Consider the following 21,550-nt stretch of genomic DNA (forward strand, 5'->3'; position numbering starts at 1 on the left):
CCGCTCCGCAGTCACACACTTTGTTGGAAGGTGCCGGGAGGATGTTGTTTCCACCGCGGCATCCAGTCGATGCTTGGCCGGTTACGCGACACACCCGTCACGCCGACAGAGAGGTACGACGACTGCAATGAACCCGGACAGCAGCGAAACCGAGCAGGATCACCGGCTGGGACGCATCCGACTGCTGGATGAGCAGCGCGTCAACCTGGACGGATTCGCCCAGGCGGACCCGGAGCTGGGCATGATCTCCCATCTGTCGCCCTACGATCCGGAACCGTCCTGGAAGGTGGCCGACGACGGCACCGTGGTGGAGATGGATTCGAAGTCCGTCGCCGACTTCGACACCATCGACGAGTTCATCGTGCGCTACGCCGTCGATCCCGCGGAGGCACCGCGATCGATGGCGATGAGTGACGTCGAGCTGGCCCGGATGATCGTCGACTCGGGTGTGCCGCGCGAGGAGGTGCTGCGCGTCTGCAGCGGATTGACCCCGGCCAAGATGGCCCGGGTGGTGGCGCTGCTGCAGCCCGTGGAGATCCAGATGGCGATGATGAAGATGCGGGCCCGCCGCACGCCCGCGAACCAGGCACATGTCACCAACCGCCTCGACGACCCCTTGCTCATCGCGGCCGATGCCGCCACTGCCGTCGTCTACGGGTTCCGCGAACTCGAAGCCACCGTCCCGGTGCTCGATGACGCCCCGGCCGTCGCGGTCGGTCTGCTGATCGGGTCGCAGGTACCCGCGCCCGGGGCGCTGACACAGTGCTCGGTCGAGGAGGCGCGCGAGCTGGAACTCGGCGTGCGCGGCCTGGTGTCCTACGCCGAGACGGTCTCGGTGTACGGCACCGAGCAGGTGTTCACCGACGGTGACGACACCCCGTGGTCGAAGGCGTTTCTCACGTCGTCCTACGCCTCCCGCGGTATCAAGATGCGGTTGTCCAGCGGGGCGGGCTCGGAGGTCCTGATGGGCCAGGCCGAGCGCAAGTCGATGAACTACCTGGAGTCCCGCTGCGTCGCCCTGGCCAAAGGAATTGGTGCACAGGGGGTTCAGAACGGCGGCATCGACGGCGCCTCGATCACCGCGTCGGTGCCCGGCGGTGTCCGCGAACTCATCGCCGAGAACCTGATGGTCATGTTGCGCGGGCTGGAATCGTGCAGCGGCAACGACTCGCTGGTCTCCGAGTCCACGATGCGCCGAACCAGCCGGACGCTGCCGGTTCTGTTGTCGGGATCGGACTTCATCTTCTCCGGCTTCGGTTCGGTGGTGGCCTACGACAACATGTTCGGCCCGTCCAACTTCAATGCCGCCGACCTCGATGACTATCTGGTGATGCAGCGTGACTGGGGCGTCGACGGCGGGCTGCGGTCGGTGGACCCGACGACGCTGGAAGCCATGCGCCGTCAGGCGGCCGAGGCCACCCGGGCGGTATTCGAATATCTGGGGCTCGCCGATTTCGACGACGAGCATGTGGAAACCGTTGTCGGGGCGGCGGGTTCCAAGGACCTGCCGCCCACCGACGGGGTCAAGGTGCTCAGCGCCGCCCGGATGATCGAGCAGTCGGGTCTGACGGTGCTCGACATCGTCGCCGCGCTCGCCGAGACGGGATTCACCGACATCGCCGAACGGGTCCTGAACATGGCGAAGGCCCGCGTCACCGGTGACTACCTGCAGACCGCGGCGATCTTCGACGAACAGATGAATGTGCTGTCAGCGCTGCAGGATCCGAACGACTACCGCGGTCCCGGCACCGGGTACCGGCCGACGCCAGAGCGTCAAGCTCAGATCGACGCCGTGCGTCAGGCGCGGTCGGTGACCGACCTGGTCAAGGAGCAGGCGACCTTCGCTCATCCGGACCGGCTGATCGTCAGTGGGGCCGCGGGCGTGGGAGAAGATCCCCGCGAAGTTGTCATCGGTGTGTCTCCCGCGTTCGGCGTCAAGCTGTTTCGCACCCTGTCGGGGATGACCGTCTACGACGCGCTGGAACAGATCCTGGCCGGGCTGGAAGAGGAGCAGTGTGTGCCGCGCCTGGTTCGGATCGCCGACTCCGTGGATCTCGGGGTGATCGGCAAGTCCGCGGCCCGGCTGTCCGGTTCCGGGATCGGCGTCGGGCTTCAGGCCAAGGGGACCACACTGATCCACCGCCGCGATCTCCCGCCGTTGGCCAACCTCGAATTGCTCAGTGTGGCACCGCTGATCACCCCAGAGATGTACCGGCTGATCGGCATCAACGCCGGCCGGCACGCCAAGGGTGCGACGCCTGCCCCGATGCGCAACGCGTACACCGACGAGGCGATCACCGCCCGGTACCACACCAGAGTGGTGTCGATGGTGGCGATCGAGCGGTCCGAATGCGACAACCAGGGCGCGAACATGGAATTGGAGCTCAAGCGATGACGATCACCGCACACTCGGGCCGCAGCCTCACCGAGGTGACGGTCGAGGCCGCCCGCAACGGTGAACTGGTTCTCGACGACATCCGGATCAGCCGTGAAACCCTTCTGTCCCAAGCAGATATCGCGGAGCGCTCCGGCTCCCTGCAATTGGGGATGAACCTGCGGCGGGCTGCTGAGATGACCGCACTGAGCTCCGAGGAGATGCTCGACGCCTACGAGGCGCTGCGGCCCCGCCGGTCGACCTTCGCCGAGCTGGAGGAACTGGCGCAACGTCTCGCCGACCGGGATGCGCCCGCCTGCGCGGCACTGGTCCGGGAGGCGGCGACGGCCTACCAGCGGCGCGGCCTGCTGCGGTGACCGTCTGGGCCGGTGTCGACATCGGCAATTCCACCACCGAGGTGGTGCTCTGCCGGATGGACACCGAACTGACGGTGCTGGCCAGTGCCCGCACGCCGACCCGTGGTGGCAAGGGATCGCCCCGGGCGCTGCAGGGCGCCGCGCAGTTGGTGCGGCGCCTGGCCGAGTCGCACGGGCTGGTGATCGACCGGGCAGCGTTTGCGCCGACACCGCCTGTGAAGTCCACCGTCGAACAGGTTCAACTCGAAACCCGACGGACAGGCAGGCTGACGATCGTCACCCGGTCGGCCGCCACCACCGCGGGAGATGCGGTCGGTGTGGGGAAGCCGGTTCCGGTCGAGTGCCTCGGTGACGTGGATCCCGGCCGCCCGGTCGTCGCCTGCGCGACGGCGCAGTGGGGATACCGTGAGGTCGCGCAGCGAGTGAATGACGCTGTAGCCCAGGGATGCAACGTCACCGCGGTGTTGACGGCCAACGACGAGGCCGTGCTGGTGTCGAATCGGCTGAACACTGCTCTGCCCGTCGTCGACGACGTCGACATCAAGTCGTTGCTGCCGGCGACCCGCGTCGCCGTCGAAGTCCGCCAGGGCGTCGCGCCTCTGCAACGTCTCACCGATCCCTTCTGGCTCGCCGATGTGTTCGGGCTGAGCGAGGCCGAGCGGGCCGACGCGCGCGTGATCGCCGACCAGCTCTTCGACAGTGCCTGTGCGGTGGTCAGCCTCGGCGATGCCGAACCCTCGGCTGCCGCACCCGTCGTCCGGCCCGTGGGGGAGAGCGCCCACGTGGTTTACCTCGCTGACATCGCGGCGCAAGCCAATTCGCGGCGCGGGTCGGTCACCGTGGACAGCCTGGTGATGGCGAACATGGCCGGCGAGCACGAACCGCCGGCCGGGGCCGACGAGTTGGCCCAGGCATTGGGCGTGCCGGTGACACGGGTTGCCTCGGAGGCTGCAGCGGCCCGCGTCGGCGCTCTCACCACTCCCGGGATCACTCCCGAGGTCGTGGTGGTGGATGTCGGCGGGGGCACCGTCGATGTCGTGTCCGACGGATCCCGCGTCGTGCTGCCGGGTGCCGGACAGCTGCTGACGGCGGCGACGGCCACCGCCCTGGACATCTCCCGAAGCGCCGCCGAATACGCCAAACGGGCGGAGGCGGTCACGGCTGTCACCGTCCAGATCATCGAGGACGAACACGGTCGGCGACAGTTCTTGGACACGCCGGTCAGCGGCCGGTGCAGCGGATGGTTGCTGACCGCGGCCCCCAGCGGGTGGTTGCCCTTCACGTCGCGGCTGTCGGGTGCCGAGTGGCGCAGTTGGCGCCTGGCCGCCAAACGACAGGTGATCGGTGGCAACGTGATGCGGGGTATCGAGCGGGCGGCCCCCGGGGTAACCGGAGTGCTGCTCGTCGGAGGCGGCGCCAGTGACGACGAACTGGTCCGAGCGGTCAGTGAGCAGCTCGGCCACGACGTGAGTGTGGGCCGGGGAAATGTGGCCGGTCAGCTGGGGCATCGGTTCGCGGTGGCCTATGGACTGGTGGCCATGGCGGCGCGGATGCCGGGCGGTCAGCCGCGGGATGAAGAGCTGGACCGGGTCGACCGGTCAGGCGGCAGCGTGAATGCGCACGACGTGGATGTCGCTGGTGAACACCCGCGCGCCGGTGGGTAGCGGCGGGGCGGTACTTCGATAGGTCCGACCGGTCGGCGTGGTGAGTTCTGTGGTGTGCCGGCCGTAACCGTCGTAGGTGGTCGCGGTCTGCCACCCGGGGCTTTCCTTTGCGTAATTGCAGCGTTCGCAAAGCCCTTGCCCGTTGACGGAGGTGGTCGCGCCACCGTCGGCGTGCCGGGTGATGTGGTCGATGTGCCGGATGGGGGCGTCGCAATACGGCGTGCGGCACTTTTGGTCACGCATGGCGATCAGCCAGCGCAGCCCCTTGGGGAACGCCCGGGCGGTGGACTCCATGGCGACCAGGTTGCCGGTGGCCGGATCGGCGTAGAGCTTGCGCACCGCGGCCTCGGCCTGGCGGTCCAGCAGCGCCGCCAAGGTCATCTGCCGGGCCACCTCTGCCGGGATGGGGCCGTATCCCTGCAGCACCGCCGGTTCGGAACCCTGGGCCAACAAGCTCTCGTCGGAGACCACCAGATTGAGCGCGACCGGGACCGCGGCTTCGACCTCACGCCCGGTGACCCGTCGGTAGAAGGCATCGGCCATCAACGGGCCTCGCCCCTGGCATCCACTTCCGGCGGCGATCGAGGCGGCCCTGGCGGCGGCGGCCTCCGCCTGCAGCACTTGATAGGCCGTAACGCCTTCTGCGGAGGTCAGCAGCGCCGTCACGTACGCCATTCCGTGCGGGGCCGGACGCAGCGTGACAGCGCGATCGCACTGATGGCGGCTGATGCGCGCCATCACCGCGTCGTGGTCGAGCCGAAAAGCCACCCGCCCGGCCTCAGCCTCAACCTTTTTGTCCCCAAGACCATCCAGCACTGCGGGATCCGCGCACAGTTCGGCGTCCATCGCGTGTCGATCTGCTGGTGAGAGGCAGGCGGCCTGGTCCGCGATGATCATCGCCCGGTCTTCGGTAAGCACGCCGGACTGCAGAGCCGCGAGCGTGTAGGGCATGTCGTCGACCAGGATCCTGGACATCTTCAGATACTTGGCCCCGTGCCAAGGGGAGGTCTTGCGGGCCAGCCCCACCTCGGATGCCAGCCCTTGAGCGCGTCTTGCGGCGGGCACACCCTCAGCGGCCTTACGGGCGAGGCGCTTGGCCTCCAGCATCGTCGTCACTCTGGCCTGTGCCGCGGCAATGCCGGCGGTCGCGCGGGTCATCGCGGCTAGCTGCTCCACCAACGCCGCCTCCGTGGCGTCGGGGTCGATGTTCCAACTATCTTCGAACATGTGTTCGAGTGTAGCACCGTTCACTGACTCGGTCTCTTCGACAGGGTTTCAGCCCACGGATGAGTTCTCGGGCGGCGCACAACCCACCCTTGAGTGCTAGCACTCGCATGTATAGAGTGCTAGGTGGCACGCGGCCAACCCCCAGCGCCGGCACCCGCGACGACGGAGCGAGGGGCACGGGCGCATGCCGAACACCTGGTTAACCCGAGGGCCCCGGAGCACACCGGAGCTCAATACCCAAACAAGTGGAGGGCTTCCATCGTGGCAGTCAACATCAAGCCACTCGAGGACAAGATCCTCGTTCAGGCCAACGCGGCCGAGACCACGACCGCTTCCGGTCTGGTTATCCCCGACACCGCCAAGGAAAAGCCGCAGGAAGGCACCGTCGTCGCAGTTGGCCCCGGCCGCTGGGATGAGGATGGCGAGAAGCGGATCCCCCTGGACGTTGCCGAGGGCGACACCGTCATCTACAGCAAGTACGGCGGCACCGAGATCAAGTACAACGGCGAGGAGTACCTGATCCTGTCCGCCCGCGACGTGCTGGCTGTCGTCGCTAAGTAAGTACTCGTGCGTCCGCCCCGGAGATCCCCGCGTTTCAGTGCGGGCGGTTTCCGGGGCGGTATGCGTTAGGAGTCATGAAAGAGACTTATGAGCAAGCAGATTGAGTTCAACGAGACTGCGCGCCGTGCCATGGAGGCCGGCGTCGACAAGCTCGCCGATGCGGTCAAGGTGACGCTGGGTCCGCGCGGTCGGAACGTGGTGCTCGCCAAGGCTTTCGGCGGCCCGCAGGTCACCAATGACGGTGTGACCATCGCGCGCGAGATCGACCTGGAAGACCCGTTCGAGAACCTCGGCGCCCAGCTGGTGAAGTCGGTGGCCACCAAGACCAACGACGTCGCAGGCGACGGCACCACCACCGCTACCGTCCTCGCTCAGGCCCTGGTCAAGGCCGGCCTGCGCAACGTCGCGGCCGGTGCCAACCCCATCGCCCTGGGTCAGGGCATCAGCAAGGCCGCCGACGCCGTGTCCGAGGCCCTGCTGGCCGCGGCCACCCCGGTGTCGGACGAAAAAGCCATCGCCCAGGTCGCCACGGTGTCCTCGCGCGATGAGCAGATCGGTCAGCTGGTCGGCGAGGCCATGACCAAGGTCGGTCACGACGGCGTGGTCACGATCGAAGAGTCTTCGACGCTGAGCACCGAACTCGAGGTCACCGAGGGTGTCGGCTTCGACAAGGGCTTCATCTCGGCCTACTTCGTCAACGACTTCGACTCGCAGGAAGCGGTGCTCGAGGATGCGGTGGTGCTGCTGCACCGCGACAAGATCAGCTCGCTGCCCGACCTGCTGCCGTTGCTGGAGAAGGTCGCCGAATCGGGCAAGCCGCTGCTGATCATCGCCGAGGACATCGAGGGCGAGGCCCTGTCCACGCTGGTGGTCAACGCCATCCGCAAGACGCTCAAGGCCGTCGCCGTCAAGGCGCCGTTCTTCGGCGATCGTCGCAAGGCGTTCCTGGACGATCTCGCCATCGTCACCGGTGGCCAGGTCGTCAACCCCGACGTGGGCCTGGTGCTGCGCGAGGCCGGCCTGGACGTGCTGGGCTCCGCCCGTCGCGTCGTGGTCACCAAGGACAGCACCGTGATCGTCGACGGTGGCGGATCCAAGGATGCGGTCGCCGACCGCGTCAAGCAGCTCAAGGCCGAGATCGAGACCACCGATTCCGACTGGGATCGGGAGAAGCTGCAGGAGCGGCTGGCCAAGCTGTCCGGCGGCGTCGCGGTGATCAAGGTCGGCGCGGCCACCGAGACCGACCTGAAGAAGCGCAAGGAAGCGGTCGAGGACGCCGTCGCGGCGGCCAAGGCTGCCGTCGAGGAGGGCATCGTCACCGGTGGTGGCGCGGCGCTCGTGCAGGCCCGTGCGGCCCTCGACAAGCTGCGCGGCGAGGTCAAGGGCGACGAGGCTCTCGGTGTCGAGGTGTTCTCGTCGGCACTGTCGGCCCCGCTGTACTGGATCGCCACCAACGCCGGCCTGGACGGCTCCGTTGTGGTGAACAAGGTCAGCGAGCAGTCCAACGGGCAGGGCTTCAACGCCGCCACCCTGACCTATGGTGACCTGGTCGCCGAGGGCATCGTGGATCCGGCCAAGGTGACCCGCTCGGCGGTGCTCAACGCCGCATCCGTGGCGCGCATGATCCTGACGACCGAGACCGCGGTTGTCGAGAATGTAAGCCAAGATGATGAGCATGCCGGTCATCATCACGGCCACGCTCATTAGCAGTCTGAATAGCGAAAACGCCCCCGGTCATCTGAGGCCGGGGGCGTTCTCTGCTGTGTGGGTAGTTATCTGAATCTCGTATGGTGCTTCATGCTGCGCGGGGGCAGTGGAGTTGGCTCGCCGAGCCATTTGTCAACGATTTATCGCTGAAGCCGACTAGGCAAGATCAGGATCGACGTTCAGATAGGTTCTATCGGTCGATCTTTCGAGATTCGCTCTCGCCTTGCTGATTTCGTCATCAAAGAAGTTCATTCCACTTATCCACGCCTCACCGATTAACTGGGGGAGCAGTAAGCCTAGCGCGATTGCCGTCAGGATTGCATGGACTAGTGCTGAGGCCACGTCACGGTCTGTCGATAGCGACAGCGCGGATACGCCGAGAACCTCAACACAAATCACGAGGCTAACTAATGCCGTCCCCAGCATCAGGTAGCTAAACTTGTGTGCCATCGGCCATAACTCAGGTTTTTGTTTACGCACCATTCTGACGCTATTGACGAGCTTCATGCCGCGCGTCACGGTGACAGTATTTCCGATTGCAATCACTGGAGCTGCAGTGCCTATCAACACCCAGAGACCCTCGTGTACTGCCAATTCATCTCCTCCTATATTCACGCACCCAGCAACTTGCCAGCCTGCACGAATTATACGAAAGATGACGGAAGGCTACTGCCCAAATAACCGGGACTATCGGCCCGTATCGCTTGCCGGAGTCTAGGTGTCAGACGCAGATCGCGGGCGCTGCATGTAGAACTGGACGGCACCGTATCCGCGGTCATCCCCCTCGAGCTCACGAGGGCTATCGTGCTCAATGTCGTGCGACTTTCCGCATTTGCTCGCCCATCGCCCGTCCGGCAACTGTCTGGCTGCGTGCGTGAATCGTCCTTCGAGTGAGTAGATTGCTATCTTTTCGATTCCCGCTTCATGTGTGGGATCGTTGCAAAATTCGTAACCCAAGGTCTGGTATGCGCGTGCATAGTTAGCGGGGGTCCAGTCGTTCTTGGGTACGTTCTCAGGCCACACGTAAGGCGCGATGCCTACCGGATCCCAACGGTTTTTGTTATCACCTGCAGCCCAGGCAGCACAGTTGTAAAACTTGTCAGGATCAGATGTGACGCTGTAGTTGGCGTATCGCAACACCGACAGGGTGCGTTCGAGCCGGTCAGATCTCATCACCGGTCGTAATTGGCCTCATACCAGTTGATCCACCGATCAATTGCTTCCGCCGCAGTCTTAGCGCCTGCAGCGTGATCGCGTCCAGTAATAGCCACCAGAGCCCAGAACCAGTCGTCGCCGTCCTGGCGGAGCGATTCGATAATCAACGGAACTACTGGCCAACCCAAACCAATGATCCTCTGGTACTCGGGAATGAGCACCATGTCAGCAACGGTTGACATCATTTCGCTCTTGTCTTCCCACGCTGCCTTGAGTTCCTCGAACTCCTCGCGGAGGCGGTCATCACTGGAACGTCGATCGCTGCCGGGCGGCTCATCGTGAAAACTCAGGATAGGACGAGCCTGTTCGTAGGTACCCGAGGGCTCCACGAGGAGTATCTTGTACGTCCGCGCTCCACGGTCTACGTAAGCACGGAGGTTTGAAATCGCGGCATCATAAATGGCGTCGAACGAACACCCAGGTATTGCAGGGAACGTGCTGGCGCGACCATATTGGATCGCGTCCGACTGCGTTCGATGCGTCCCGCACAGGTATTTTTCCCCGCCAGCCGTGATGTAAAGCTCGTTCTCGATCCAGGCGACGCGATTATTGTCCGCGCGAGCCGCAGAGCTGGAAGCAACTAGGGCCTTTGAACGTGTCATGTGCAACCGATCGGTCTCCGCGCTAGTCATCGCCATCTCCTTGCGATAGAGCGAACTCCGTCAGTTCTACCCGATCCAACAACTTCGAAATCGACAATTCCTTCGATTGCGCCCGCTCGACGGTCCGCTTTAGCTCCGCAACATCACTCGCATTAAGGGCAAAGCTGAGAGTCCTCACTTCGCCCTGCTCGAAATACTCAAGCCGCAATGTGTGTACAACGACTGCGCCAAAAGGTTCGACGGATGTGTCTTCACCAAAAACCGGCCGAAGGTCGGTCACGATCCTCGACGAATGCAGAAGGCGATCGGACTCTTGCGCGATGTCAATCGCTTTTCCAAGGGCCGCGAAGCCTGGCGCGCCGAGTAGTCCAGCTAAGCGGTCAGCTAGTGCCCCCGCATCCTGGACGTCATCGACGATTTGCTCGGCGACGGTCGCTGCCAGCTCGGCGACGGTGAAACCTTGACTCGTGGCCAGCGTAGACAAGGAGATGAGGTGGGTAACGAATTCGTTAGACTGCTCTTCGCTCCACACCTCTCCGGTCGAGGTTTCGACAGCCTTCACGAGACTGGCTACGCTGCTGATGTTTCCCTCGGCCAACCGTTCGGCGAGATTCTTGGCCGGCTCGTCGCCGAGGTCAGCGATCTGCGTCAGAACCGGCACCGCCGATTTCGGGATGCGAATCGATCTCAGGCTAGCCACGTGCGGCAACTCCTTGTGCTCCTCAAGCCCATAAGCATGGCACGGCGCCCCTGCCCTTGGGCGCGCCCCCTAGCACGAGCTGCGCTCTCGGAAACATAATGCCCTCCATCATGGACCTTGCCCCTGGGAATTCTGTGAACGGCGCGCTGACCAGTGACAATGCTTCCGTCGCGTAATCAACTCGTTTCCCGGCCTCAATATTCCTTGCTGCACCCTGACATCAAGTCGGACGTCAGGCAACTCTTCGCGAGTTCCGGTCTGAGTCTCGATCGGCGCTAGTAATGAAATGATCCTGTAATTCGCTACGTGGCAAATGAGCCAAGGATTCATGAACACAGGGTTTTGGTTTTGTGGCAAACTCTGACGATGACCTTCCTTCTCTGCGGCTTCTGCAGCTTGAAAACCCGTACTGGATGGCTCAGCCGCATAACCGACCGGTCAGGAAGGGGGTATGGGGGCAACCCCCTGGGGGTATCTGATCGGTGACGACAGGTCAGGCAGCTAATGTCCTGACCGACAACCAAGGGCGTGTCGCAGGGCAGACGCGCAGAGCACGGGCTCTGACGGCGCGCGCTCACCTGATTGCCCACAAGCACAGGGCAGAGCGCATAGGACGTGGTGGACGCACACCAGGGCATACCAATGCCATGCGCTGACCACGGCACACAGGACATCGTGGGCATGCGCTCACCCACAGGGCAAGGCAGACACACACAGGGGATGAGAGGCGACGGGGGGACACAGTGCGAGAACATCTGCTGCTCACTCCGTGACCGATATCGGGGCGTAGGCAGTCCAGGGCGGCGATATGTCATCTCACCAGCGCGAACACGGTGCACGCCAGGGCAGGCGACCAGCGACGAGACCAGGGGACGGCAGGACGTGACCAGCGGAAACGCAGCGTGGCCCGCCTACCGTTGAAAAGGGTCTGGACCGGTTCTCAGCATCGAGGGCGAAGTCACCGTCACTATTACGCAAGTAACCGGGTGCCCGTCTGGCGAACGAGTTGACGTCGGCGATTGCGGATCGACTTGACCGAGCGGTGAAGCTCACTCGCGACGGCGCTGGTCGGCTCGTCGAGACAGCGCTTCAGGTGGCCGAGCTTGTCGAGAATGACGGCGTCCTCCTCGGGTGTGAATTGCTTCTTCCAGCGCGTCGTTTGCCCGCCGGCATCTCGCCACGCCTGGCGATGGTCGGCCTCCTCGGTGTTATGAATGACATGCCCCACTGGGCCGGCTTGATATAGGCGATCGGTGGCATCCACTTCTATCCGCCGGGTTGGCACGGTCTTGACTGCACGAATGCTTGCGATCGTGACCCAGTCTCGGGAACTGCTGCCCACTCGGACTGCCTTGCGTACAAAGGCGAACGGCTGTATGCGCCATGGGACGAACGTCACCCGATGGGACCCGCCGTCACGGCTCCTTGCGTCTTTCACGAAGCAGATGGTCGGCAATTGCCCCAGACCGCGAAGGAGTTCGACGACACCCTCGGCCAGACGCTTTCTGCCGACAAACACGCACTGCTGATTCGTCGTGGCGCAACCGTCGGTGTCCATCAGTCCGCGGAGGAGTTCCAGTCGTTGTTCGGTCCCTGCGCGCAAGTACTCAACTGGGATGTGCTTGCTGCGGAAGCATTCCATATTCCGCAACCGGATCGCCGGATCCGGGCGGTTGGTCGCCTGATACCCCACGGCGCCCGAGAACGACAGTCGGGCAGCATTTTGCCCAGATCTAAGTCGATGGGTGTGGATTCCCCGAGATGTGAGTTGACGCTCCATCTCCTCGACATCGTCCCAGCCGGATGTGACGTTGCAATCGCCGCTCGACCCATCGCCGAGCCATGCCCCCAATAGGTACGGGTCGATCGGAAGCTCAACTGGCGGGGTTTGTCTGGCACCCGCGCGCGGAATCGCGAGCTTGCGGCCGTCTTCTGCCATTTCGCGGGTGGTTCTAATCCTCGACTGGGCGTCGGATGCCACCACCTCGGTCTGCCACAGGTGGTCACCGCTCACGACGATTGATGTCGCAACGCGGCCCGCCCGCTGCCCACCGGCGAACATGACCTCGTAGCAGTCATAGCCAAGCGCCGCTGGGGGCGCGTCCACCACCCGCACGGGCGACCCGTCGGATCCGAAGATCAAGTCTCCGGATTGCAACTGCCCCACTGTGGTCCATCCGGTCGGCGTGGGCATGGGTGTATCGACCGATATCCCCCCGGCATCGCTGACAGCCAGGTTGTTCTCGACGGCGTAACGGCGCGCACACTGCTGCGCGCTCACCCGCGCCCGATAGCCGGTGCTGTACTCGCGCTGCGCCGCGCTGCAGGCCGCGCATCTGCACCGATGCCGCATATACCCCGCCCTACCGTGCTCAAATTCGCAGGGCTCACCTGCCGCACACCTCTTGCACACACTCATGGGTGCATCCAAACACGACGTGCCGACGCTCCGTTGGATATAGGGAGGCCGCCCCTCGGCGGGCGAACGTGTGGTCGCCGGCCAGCTGTCCGGTGGCGAGATGGAGGCCCAACCGGGTGCCGGATCAACGTTCCTGGCACATGCTCAAACCCAGACCCAGTCTCGATAGACATCATTTTTCTCGATGTCTCTGACCTGTGCTTTTCAAGGGGTCGATTCGCTATTTGCCCCGGAGGCGCCCGATCCGCATGCCCCCTGTGTCAGGGGCCGGAGACGGTTTTCCCACGGGCTCCTGAGGCCTCTCACAGGGCACACCACGAGTTCCGCGATCGGGTCGGATCGCGGCTGAGCAGACAGACATCATGACGTCCTGGCCTTCACCCTGATCCCGGCGATTCGGCGTCCGAAGGCCGTCGTACTGGCCCCCGGCATGCCCCTGGGTCGACGAATGTCCATCTGGGGTACACCCATAGTGGACACTTCAAAAACTGCCGTCAGATGTCCAACTAGAGCCTCAGTTCAATTGTTTGACACTATGTCAATCAACTATCTAGAGTCCAGATTGACAGATCGACGATTGGGGAGCAGAACACATGGGGCAGCGCGTCGGATACCAGCGAGTGAGCACCGTCGATCAGAACACTGATCGTCAGCTCGATGGGGTCGAGCTGGATAAGGTGTTCACCGACAAGGCCAGCGGCAAGGACACCCACCGGCCACAGTTGGCTGCGTGCCTGGACTACGTCCGGGAGGGTGACACGCTAGTCGTCCACTCGATGGACCGACTGGCACGCAATCTCGAAGACCTGCGCCGGATCGTTCGGGAACTCACCGGCCAAGGTGTCAAAGTCGAGTTCACCAAAGAGAACCTCACCTTTGCCGGCGATGACTCGCCGATGAACACGCTCCTGCTCTCGATGCTCGGAGCAGTCGCTGAGTTCGAGCGGTCGATGATCCTCGAACGCCAGCGCGAGGGAATTGCCCTCGCTAAGGCTGCAGGCAAGTACAAGGGCCGGAAAGCGGCCCTCACTGACCTGCAGGCTGACGAGCTTCGTGCTCGTCTGGCAGTGGGCGAGTCCGTCTCGGGACTAGCCCGTAAATACGGGATCAGCCGCCAGTCGGTCTACAACTACAAAGGTCTACGAACTACAAAAAACGCCTGACGTCTGAGGACAGGCCGGGCCCTGAAGATCCGGCCCCTCCCGAATGCGGCAGCTACCGAACTGTCGTCTGTCCTGACCGGGCCTCGTAGGCCGGTCACCGTGAGGAGCCGCCCTACCTCGAAGCGGCTCATTGTGGGCCAGCCGTGAAGCTGGCCCACCTTAGGGCTCGCCGTTGAGCGAACCCCATGGGTGATCGTGACCGGCGTTGCAGGCCGGTCGATGGACGGCATCGGCCGAACCGATGCCACACCCGTGGTCGGGACCGCCGCGGAGCGGTCCCCTTGGTAATGAGCTCTTACCCCGCGCCCAATCGCAAAATGCCATTTGCTCAGCGGGGGTAAGAGTCGAACGATAGAGAGACTCTTATAGGGGGCTACCACTACCGCCTGTGAACTGCGGAAACAGGGCCTAGGTGGTAGCAGGCCCTACTACCTACTGCGGCTATTTGATCAGAGTCCATCGGGTGCGATCGCCTTCACCGCGACGCTTCAATAGCTTGGACAGCGCACCGGTCTTCAGCGACGTCGTACGCGCACCTGGGGTCCCATCGAACTCGCCGGCCACCAGCTTGCCAACCTCGTTGACACCCTTGTTCTGGCAATTGGCCACAATCCATCGAGCGATCTCAGCGTTCTGGTCAAGTCGTTCTGGTGACCTTTTCTGACTCGGCTGCTCCTCTGCCAGCTTGTACTGGACGGCGGCTCCTTCGGGTGTGCCGTTTACAACCACGTCGGGCCAGCGACCTAGATTGCCCGCCCTTGTGAGTGTTCGACGCTCGCCAAATCCGGAGACGTGAATCCCGTGGCGCCGCCAAGCCTTGTAGGCGGTCGGGCCCATCGGATCCTTGCTGCCACCCTTACCACTGTGGGCGATCACAACCACGGGAGTCCCAGTACTCACGATCTGCCCCAATGGTCCCAGAATGGAGGATGGGTCTGCCTCGTTGATCGGCCCCTCCAGGCCGCTAGTGATGTTGTCGAACACCAGCAATCGGGAATCCAGCCCATCCGCGAGATCTGCGTAATACCCCCACCGCTCGGACGTGAAGGCAATTAGTTCCCAGGCATCGTCAGCAACCTTGAGGTCGCGGCCCTTGCTGGCCCACTGGCCACGGTCAGATGGGTCTGTCGTGATGATGACCACCGGCCCGGTCCTATCGGTTGTGACCGGGGAATCGAGCCAAGTCTCCCCGTTTGCGACCGACGCCGCCATGCCGGCAACGAGCGTTGATTTCCCGCTCTCGGGCGAACCAGCCACCATCGTGGCCGACGAAGCCAGCCAGCCCTCGATTAGCCAATCGGGTCCACTCGATGCCAGCACCTCGCTGATGTTCTCTGCCCCTGCGAGAAATCGGAGCAGACCCCGTTCTTCATCGGGCGTCAGTTCGTGATCGTTGTTCTGGCTCAAGATCTCATTTCCTGCTCTGCGCTAACCGGTCGGATGCGAGATTAGCGATCGAGACCCGCGATCCAGCGGGTGGTCGAGGCGACAGCTGCAGACGCTCCGAATCGCTACCTCGCCGAATGCCGTTCGATCACGCGCTGGCTTGCAATACTGGCCGGAGTTTTGCGATGAGAGAGAGCAGGTGGCGATGGCTCGTCCGAGGACGAAGGCAAAGGCTGAGACCAAGACGTTGGAGCAGCGTCTGTGGGAGGCCGCAGATGCGCTGCGGGGAAACCAGGAGCCATCCGAATACAAGCACATTGTCCTGGGCCTGGTGTTCTTGAAGTACATCTCCGACCGGTTCGAGGAACGCCGGCAGGCGATCGAGGCCGCACTGTCAGACCCGGATTCCGATGACTACATCCCCAACGAGAAGCGGCGGGCACAGTTCATCGAGGACCGCGACGAGTATGCCAGCCACAACGTGTTCTGGGTACCACTCAACGCCCGCTGGCAGTACATCCAGGATCGGGCCAAGCTGCCGAGTATCGGCCAGGACATCGACACCGCGATGGACTTGATCGAGAAGGAGAACCCGAGTCTGCGGGGCGTGCTGCCACGGAACTACGCCCGCGAAGGTCTGGACAAGGGCCGACTCGGCAAGCTGGTCGACCTCATCGGCAGCATCGGGTTCACCGAAACCGACGACCACGGCTCCGACGACGTGCTGGGCCGGGTCTACGAGTACTTCCTCGGTCAGTTCGCCGGCAAGGAGACCGGCAAGGATGCCGGTGCCTTCTACACCCCTCGTTCGGTGGTCAAGACCCTCGTCGAGATGTTGGAGCCGTACAAGGGCCGGGTGTTCGACCCGGCCTGCGGTTCCGGCGGCATGTTCGTGCAGTCGGAGGAGTTCGTCAAAGCCCACGGCGGCAAACGCACCGACATCGCCGTCTACGGCCAGGAGTTCACCGACACCACCTGGAAACTGGCCAAGATGAACCTCGCCCTACGCGGCATCGAGGCAGACCTCGGCGAGCGATCATCGGACAGCTTCACCCAAGACCTGCACTCGGACCTGAGAGCCGACTTCGTGCTCGCTAACCCCCCATTCAACGTGTCGGACTGGTGGGACCCCAAGCTCGCAGATGACCCCCGCTGGAAGTACGGAATCCCGCCTCAGGGCAATGCCAACTTCGCATGGGTTCAGCACTTCGTTTACCACCTAGCACCCAACGGCACTGCGGGTTTCGTGTTAGCCAACGGGGCGCTGTCGTCCAAGACCGGTGGCGAGGGCGAGATTCGACGCAAGCTCGTCGAAGCCGACCTAGTTGACTGCATCGTGGCAATGCCCGACAAGCTGTTCTTCAACACCGGTATCCCGGTCAGCCTGTGGTTCGTGTCCAAGGACCGGCAGGGCAACGGACACCGTCAGCGTCAACGCGAGGTGTTGTTCATTAACGCTCGCGGGCTCGACGGGACCATGGTCACCCGTCGTCTCCGCGACCTGAGCGAATCCGACATTGCCCAGATCACCGACACTTATCACGCGTGGCGCAACCACGACGGTGGATACAAGGACATACCCGGATTTGCCAAATCCGCAACCGTGGAAGAGATCAAGCAACACGGCTTTGTCCTTACCCCTGGTCGCTACGTCGGCACAGAAGAAGCCGAGGTCGACGATGAACCAGTCGCCGACAAGATCGAGCGGCTGGCCAAGGCGCTGATTGCTGAGTTCGACCGCGGGAATGAACTCGAAGATCAGGTGCGGGAGCGGTTGGAATCAATCAATGTCGACTGACAAAGCCAATTCATACCGCGGAGCTTCGATTGCACGTGGACTTGGACAGGAGAGTGAAATTAGATGGCCACTCAGAAGGTCGGATGAACTCTTCGAGTTGAAGTACGGAAAAGCGTTAGTCGCATCCACCCGTCGTCCGGGCAACGTCCCTGTCTACGGCACTAATGGTCAGACCGGCACACATGACACCCCATTGTTCGAAGGGCCAGGAGTCGTTGTTGGACGTAAGGGTGTGGGGCACTTAGGTGTCGAGTGGGTAGACCGGGATTACTGGGTGATTGACACTGCTTATTCCTTGTTGCCGATCGCCAATGTTGATCTGAGATTCGCTTACTATCTAATCCTCTACGTCGGCCTCGATCACCTGAAGGACGGCACTTCGAACCCTTCGCTCACGCGCGATACTTTTGGCGCTCAAGTCTTTCCTGTACCACCGATAGAGGCCCAGCGTGGTATCGCGGCAACGCTCGCCGCGCTCGACGACAAGATCGCTTCGAACCAGTCAGCGGTCACTATCGCGTCCGAGCTGCTTGACGCGATAGCTGCCGAGGTCGCTTCAGACGTGCCTTTGGCGAGGTTGGGCGATCTTGTTGTGGTTACTAAAGACACGGTGAATCCATCGAAGCTCGGACGTGAAGCAGTCGACCATTTCAGTCTCCCGGCCTTCGATGCCGGAGCACGGCCACAACGAGTTGCCGCCGAGACGATCATGAGCAACAAGCTCAAGGTGGCCGATCGGTCGATACTGTTGTCCCGACTAAACCCGCGCTTTAACCGGACCTGGTGGGTTACGCCCGATCCGACGACAACGGCGCTGGCCTCGACGGAGTTTCTCTGTATGGCAGCGGGCGACGACAACGCCTTGGCAGCAGCATGGCTCGCGCTTCGTAGTGAGCTATTCCTATCGGGGCTTCCCCGCCGCGTCACCGGAACGTCCGGCAGTCACCAGCGCGTGCGCCCTGACGACGTTCTGGACATCGAGGTTCCCGACGTCAGAAAGCTCGCTGAGTCAACGACATCATCGGCGCTGGCGCTACTAGAAAAAGTGGAGCAGTTGCGTTCAGAGAGTGCCGGTCTCGCTGAACTACGCGACGCTCTGCTCCCAGAGTTGCTCGCGGGCCGTATCCGGGTGCCTGAAGCTGAGGAAGGCGTGGCATGACTGCCGTCGACGAATCGGTGATCGAGGAAGCTGCTCTGGAGTGGTTTGCCCACCTCGGCTACGAGCGAGCGTTCGGTCCGAATCTAGCACCGGGAGAGTCGAGTTCGGAGCGGGACTCCTTCGAGCAGGTGTACCTGTACGGGCGTCTGCGTGACGCTGTCCGACAGATCAACCCCGACCTCGATCCCGACCTGGTCGACGCCGCAATCAAGCGCCTGGACCGGGCTGAGTCGCAGAGCCCGGTGGACGAAAACGCCCGCGTACACAAGCTGCTGACAGCGGGTGTCCCGGTTGAGTACCGCGCCGCCGATGGGTCGGTGCGGACCACGAGTGTGTGGCTGATCGACTTCGACGACCCAGCCAACAATGACTGGCTGGCGGTCAACCAGTACACGATCGTCGAGAACGGTAAGAACCGGCGACCCGACGTGTTGGTCTTCGTCAACGGACTGCCGCTGGCACTGTTGGAGTTGAAGAATCTTGCTGCTGAGGCCGCCACGCTGAAGAAGGCGTACACCAAGATCCAGAACTACCGCACCGACATCCCCTCGGTGTTCACCACCAATGCGCTCACGGTGATCTCCGATGGCACCAGCGCGGCGATGAGTAGCTTCGCCGGCGGGTTCGAGCACTACGCCCCGTGGAAGACCATCGAGGGCCGCGAGGTGATCACCAACCTGCCTGCGCTGGAGGTGTTGATCAAAGGGGTGTTCGATCAGAAGCGGTTCCTCGACATCCTCCGCAACTTCGTCGTGTTCAGCAACGAGACCGTCACCGACCCGAAGACCGGCCAGAAGTCCAGTGCCCTAATCAAGCGGGTGGCGAAGTATCACCAGTACTGGGCGGTCAACGCTGCAGTGGAGTCCACCGTCACCGCTGCCTCACCCGATGGTGACCGCCGTGGCGGGGTCGTCTGGCACACCCAGGGCTCCGGGAAGAGCCTGGAGATGGTGTTCTATGCCGCCAAGATTATGCGTGACCCCCGGATGAGCAACCCGACCCTGGTGTTCATCACCGACCGCAACGACCTCGACGACCAGTTGTTCGCTGAGGTTTTCGCACCGGCCACGATCCTGCCTGAATCACCGCAGCAGGCCAACACCCGAACCGAACTACGAACCCTGTTGCGCCGCAACTCCGGTGGAATCATCTTCACCACACTGCAGAAGTTCGCACCTGGCGAGGACGGCGACCGCAACCCGGTCCTGACCGACCGCCGCAACGTCGTGGTCGTCGCTGACGAAGCCCACCGCAGCCAGTACGGGTTCGGCGAGACCCTGGACAGTCAAGGACGATTGAAAGCTGGCTTGGCTAAGCATCTTCGGGATGCCCTGCCGGGGGCCAGCTATCTTGGCTTCACCGGTACACCCATCGAATCGACAGATAAGTCCACGCGGGCGGTGTTCGGGGACTACATCGACATCTACGACCTGACCCGTGCCGTCGAGGACGGCGCCACGGTCAAGATCTACTACGAGTCGCGCCTGGCCAAGGTCGAACTCAGCGCTGGCGACTACGAGACCCTCGACGCCGCCGCCGACGAGATCACCGAGAAGGTGGAGGAATCCGAAGCCGCCAAGGCGAAGTCACGGTGGTCACGCCTGGAGGCCATCGTCGGGGCCGAAGAGCGCCTGGACTTGATCGCCTCCGACATCGTCCAGCACTGGGAGAAGCGCCGATCGGCCCTGTTCGGCAAGGCCATGATCGTGGTCATGTCGCGACGCATCGCGGTGCGCCTCTACGAGAAGATCAGCGCCCTGCGCCCCGATTGGCACTCCGGTGATCCCGCCGAGGGCAAGATCAAGGTCGTCATGACCGGCTCCACCGACGACCCGGAGAACTTCCAACCGCACGTATACACCAACGACGTTCGCAAGCAACTCAAGGCTCGTGCCAAGAACCCCGACGATCCGCTGGAGTTGGTGATCGTCCGGGACATGTGGCTCACCGGGTTCGACGCCCCGTCACTGCACACCATGTACGTCGACAAGCCCATGCAGGGCGCCGGCCTCATGCAGGCCATCGCACGAGTGAACCGCAAATTCCGCGATAAGCCCGGTGGGCTGATCGTCGACTACATCGGGCTGTTCTCCAACCTCCAGAAGGCACTCGCCGAGTACTCACCCAGCGACCGTGACCAGGCCGGCGTACCCATCGAGGATCTAGTCGCCGTCATGTTGGAGAAGCACGACATCGTGTGCGGCCTGCTGCACGGCTGCGACTACGACTCCTCACCGGACCTGCCGGCTTCTGAGCGGCTCACCCAGCACGCCAAGGTGATCGACTTCGTCATGGCCGACCCGGATCGCACGGAACGGTTCGTTGACCAGGTGCTGGCACTGGCCAAGGTGTTCGCCCTGTGCGGGGCACGAGATGAGGCAGCAGAGATCGGCAACGATGTACGGCTGTTCATCGACGCGCGCTCGGCGATCCTCAAGATCCAGAACCCAGACGCCACACCGGGACCTGGCCGAGTCGAAATCGACACCGCCATCGCCCAACTCGTCAACGAGGCCGTCTCCGCCAACGAGGTAGTGGACATCTACAAGCTCGCCGGCGTGGACACCCCCGAGCTGTCCCTGCTGTCGGATGAGTTCCTAGATACGCTGGCGGGCAAGGAGAAGCCAAACCTGCAGATGGGCCTGCTACGCCGGCTCCTCAACGACGAGATCAAAACCGTGCGACGCACCAACATCGTGCAGGCCCGGAAGTTCTCCGAACAGCTTGAAGAAGCCATCAACCGCTACACCAACCGGTCGCTGACCACCGCCGAGATCATCGCTCGCCTGGTCGAACTGGCCAAAGCGATGCGAGACGACAAGAAGCGTCATACGGAATTGGGCCTACGCGAAGACGAAATCGCCTTCTACGACGCGATCGTACAGAACGACGCCGCAGTACTGCAGATGGGTGACGAGACGCTCAAGAAGATCGCGCACAAGTTGGTGGAAGCGGTGCGCTCCAGTGCCACGATCGACTGGAACCTCAAAGAGAGCGTCAAGGCGGAGATGCGGACGAAGGTCCGCCGCCTCTTGGCCCGCTTCGACTACCCGCCTGACCACGAGGAGAAGGCCGTCGAACTGGTGCTCCAGCAGGCAGAGCTATTCGCAGCAGGCGATCCCTACGCCTAGGCCGGCATAGGCGTTGCTTCCCGTGTTTCTTGCGATGGTCAACGAATGCGAACATTAATACGCTTGC

Annotated in this window: 16 protein-coding genes; 9 read left to right on the plus strand and 7 right to left on the minus strand. The window is 63.0% G+C overall.

Annotation, left to right across the window (positions count from 1 at the left end; all coding sequences use genetic code 11):
• The first annotated feature begins 127 nt into the window (after nucleotides 1–127).
• The 3 genes from AC4LGL_RS05605 to AC4LGL_RS05615 are packed head-to-tail and all read left to right on the plus strand — an operon-like array spanning nucleotide 128 to nucleotide 4,415.
• Entirely contained in the window at nucleotides 128–2,395 is a 2,268-nt protein-coding gene (locus AC4LGL_RS05605; RefSeq protein ID WP_491837981.1) for a propanediol/glycerol family dehydratase large subunit, read from the plus strand.
• The gene (locus tag AC4LGL_RS05610; RefSeq protein WP_491837982.1) at nucleotides 2,392–2,751 is read left to right on the plus strand and encodes a diol dehydratase small subunit; all 360 of its coding nucleotides are present in this window, start codon (nucleotides 2,392–2,394) and stop codon (nucleotides 2,749–2,751) included. The genes AC4LGL_RS05605 and AC4LGL_RS05610 overlap by 4 nt, the downstream gene beginning before the upstream one ends.
• Nucleotides 2,748–4,415, plus strand: coding sequence for a diol dehydratase reactivase ATPase-like domain-containing protein (locus AC4LGL_RS05615; RefSeq protein ID WP_491837983.1), 1,668 nt, complete (start codon nucleotides 2,748–2,750; stop codon nucleotides 4,413–4,415). Before AC4LGL_RS05610 ends, AC4LGL_RS05615 begins: the two co-directional genes overlap by 4 nt.
• Here the strand turns inward: AC4LGL_RS05615 and AC4LGL_RS05620 are convergent.
• Nucleotides 4,350–5,642 carry an HNH endonuclease signature motif containing protein gene (locus AC4LGL_RS05620; protein ID WP_491837984.1) on the minus strand — a complete coding sequence of 431 codons (1,293 nt, stop codon included), beginning with the start codon at nucleotides 5,640–5,642 and terminating at the stop codon, nucleotides 4,350–4,352. The two genes, AC4LGL_RS05615 and AC4LGL_RS05620, sit on opposite strands and share 66 nt — an antisense overlap.
• A gap of 258 nt (nucleotides 5,643–5,900) precedes the next feature.
• On the opposite strand from AC4LGL_RS05620, the gene groES reads away from it, so the two are divergent.
• Together groES and groL are read left to right on the plus strand one after the other, a co-directional pair.
• Nucleotides 5,901–6,203 (plus strand): co-chaperone GroES, encoded by a 303-nt coding sequence (groES, locus tag AC4LGL_RS05625; protein WP_036390082.1) that lies wholly within the window; start codon nucleotides 5,901–5,903, stop codon nucleotides 6,201–6,203.
• An 87-nt stretch (nucleotides 6,204–6,290) separates the two neighbouring features.
• Nucleotides 6,291–7,910, plus strand: a complete 1,620-nt coding sequence (gene groL, locus AC4LGL_RS05630; RefSeq protein WP_491837985.1) for a chaperonin GroEL — start codon at nucleotides 6,291–6,293, stop codon at nucleotides 7,908–7,910.
• Nucleotides 7,911–8,066: 156 nt separating this feature from the next.
• On the opposite strand, the gene AC4LGL_RS05635 is transcribed toward groL, so the two are convergent.
• The 5 genes from AC4LGL_RS05635 to AC4LGL_RS05655 form a co-directional block, all read right to left on the minus strand.
• Entirely contained in the window at nucleotides 8,067–8,429 is a 363-nt protein-coding gene (locus AC4LGL_RS05635; protein WP_491837986.1) for a hypothetical protein, read from the minus strand.
• Nucleotides 8,430–8,624: 195 nt separating this feature from the next.
• Nucleotides 8,625–9,083: a DUF7689 domain-containing protein gene (locus tag AC4LGL_RS05640; RefSeq protein ID WP_491837987.1), complete on the minus strand. Its 459-nt coding sequence runs from the start codon at nucleotides 9,081–9,083 to the stop codon at nucleotides 8,625–8,627.
• Nucleotides 9,083–9,757, minus strand: a complete 675-nt coding sequence (locus tag AC4LGL_RS05645; protein WP_491837988.1) for a hypothetical protein — start codon at nucleotides 9,755–9,757, stop codon at nucleotides 9,083–9,085. The genes AC4LGL_RS05640 and AC4LGL_RS05645 overlap by 1 nt, the downstream gene beginning before the upstream one ends.
• On the minus strand, nucleotides 9,750–10,427 hold the full coding sequence (locus AC4LGL_RS05650; protein WP_491837989.1) for a hypothetical protein: 678 nt from the start codon (nucleotides 10,425–10,427) through the stop codon (nucleotides 9,750–9,752). Before AC4LGL_RS05650 ends, AC4LGL_RS05645 begins: the two co-directional genes overlap by 8 nt.
• A gap of 970 nt (nucleotides 10,428–11,397) precedes the next feature.
• The gene (locus AC4LGL_RS05655; RefSeq protein WP_491837990.1) at nucleotides 11,398–12,708 is read right to left on the minus strand and encodes a hypothetical protein; all 1,311 of its coding nucleotides are present in this window, start codon (nucleotides 12,706–12,708) and stop codon (nucleotides 11,398–11,400) included.
• 731 nt (nucleotides 12,709–13,439) lie between these two features.
• Between AC4LGL_RS05655 and AC4LGL_RS05660 the strand changes: the two genes are divergently transcribed.
• Nucleotides 13,440–14,009, plus strand: coding sequence for a recombinase family protein (locus AC4LGL_RS05660; protein ID WP_491837991.1), 570 nt, complete (start codon nucleotides 13,440–13,442; stop codon nucleotides 14,007–14,009).
• A 441-nt stretch (nucleotides 14,010–14,450) separates the two neighbouring features.
• On the opposite strand, the gene AC4LGL_RS05665 is transcribed toward AC4LGL_RS05660, so the two are convergent.
• On the minus strand, nucleotides 14,451–15,416 hold the full coding sequence (locus AC4LGL_RS05665; protein ID WP_491837992.1) for an AAA family ATPase: 966 nt from the start codon (nucleotides 15,414–15,416) through the stop codon (nucleotides 14,451–14,453).
• A 184-nt stretch (nucleotides 15,417–15,600) separates the two neighbouring features.
• Here AC4LGL_RS05665 and AC4LGL_RS05670 point away from each other — a divergent pair, with 184 nt between their 5' ends.
• From AC4LGL_RS05670 to AC4LGL_RS05680, 3 genes are read left to right on the plus strand one after another with little or no spacing between them, the layout of a single operon-like run.
• On the plus strand, nucleotides 15,601–17,193 hold the full coding sequence (locus tag AC4LGL_RS05670) for a class I SAM-dependent DNA methyltransferase (RefSeq protein ID WP_491837993.1): 1,593 nt from the start codon (nucleotides 15,601–15,603) through the stop codon (nucleotides 17,191–17,193).
• The gene (locus AC4LGL_RS05675; RefSeq protein ID WP_491837994.1) at nucleotides 17,183–18,352 is read left to right on the plus strand and encodes a restriction endonuclease subunit S; all 1,170 of its coding nucleotides are present in this window, start codon (nucleotides 17,183–17,185) and stop codon (nucleotides 18,350–18,352) included. Before AC4LGL_RS05670 ends, AC4LGL_RS05675 begins: the two co-directional genes overlap by 11 nt.
• Nucleotides 18,349–21,483 carry a type I restriction endonuclease subunit R gene (locus tag AC4LGL_RS05680; RefSeq protein ID WP_491837995.1) on the plus strand — a complete coding sequence of 1,045 codons (3,135 nt, stop codon included), beginning with the start codon at nucleotides 18,349–18,351 and terminating at the stop codon, nucleotides 21,481–21,483. Before AC4LGL_RS05675 ends, AC4LGL_RS05680 begins: the two co-directional genes overlap by 4 nt.
• The last annotated feature ends 67 nt before the right edge of the window (nucleotides 21,484–21,550 follow it).

It is taken from the genome of Mycolicibacterium arcueilense, from assembly GCF_058536225.1.

Coding starts and splice junctions, on each gene's coding strand:
- AC4LGL_RS05670 (WP_491837993.1), top strand. CDS start 15,601: ATGGCTCGTCCGAGGACGAAGGCAAAGGCTGAGACCAAGACGTTGGAG.
- AC4LGL_RS05660 (WP_491837991.1), top strand. CDS start 13,440: ATGGGGCAGCGCGTCGGATACCAGCGAGTGAGCACCGTCGATCAGAAC.
- AC4LGL_RS05675 (WP_491837994.1), top strand. CDS start 17,183: ATGTCGACTGACAAAGCCAATTCATACCGCGGAGCTTCGATTGCACGT.
- AC4LGL_RS05645 (WP_491837988.1), bottom strand. CDS start 9,757: ATGACTAGCGCGGAGACCGATCGGTTGCACATGACACGTTCAAAGGCC.
- AC4LGL_RS05605 (WP_491837981.1), top strand. CDS start 128: ATGAACCCGGACAGCAGCGAAACCGAGCAGGATCACCGGCTGGGACGC.
- groL (WP_491837985.1), top strand. CDS start 6,291: ATGAGCAAGCAGATTGAGTTCAACGAGACTGCGCGCCGTGCCATGGAG.
- AC4LGL_RS05620 (WP_491837984.1), bottom strand. CDS start 5,642: ATGTTCGAAGATAGTTGGAACATCGACCCCGACGCCACGGAGGCGGCG.
- AC4LGL_RS05640 (WP_491837987.1), bottom strand. CDS start 9,083: ATGAGATCTGACCGGCTCGAACGCACCCTGTCGGTGTTGCGATACGCC.
- AC4LGL_RS05680 (WP_491837995.1), top strand. CDS start 18,349: ATGACTGCCGTCGACGAATCGGTGATCGAGGAAGCTGCTCTGGAGTGG.
- AC4LGL_RS05610 (WP_491837982.1), top strand. CDS start 2,392: ATGACGATCACCGCACACTCGGGCCGCAGCCTCACCGAGGTGACGGTC.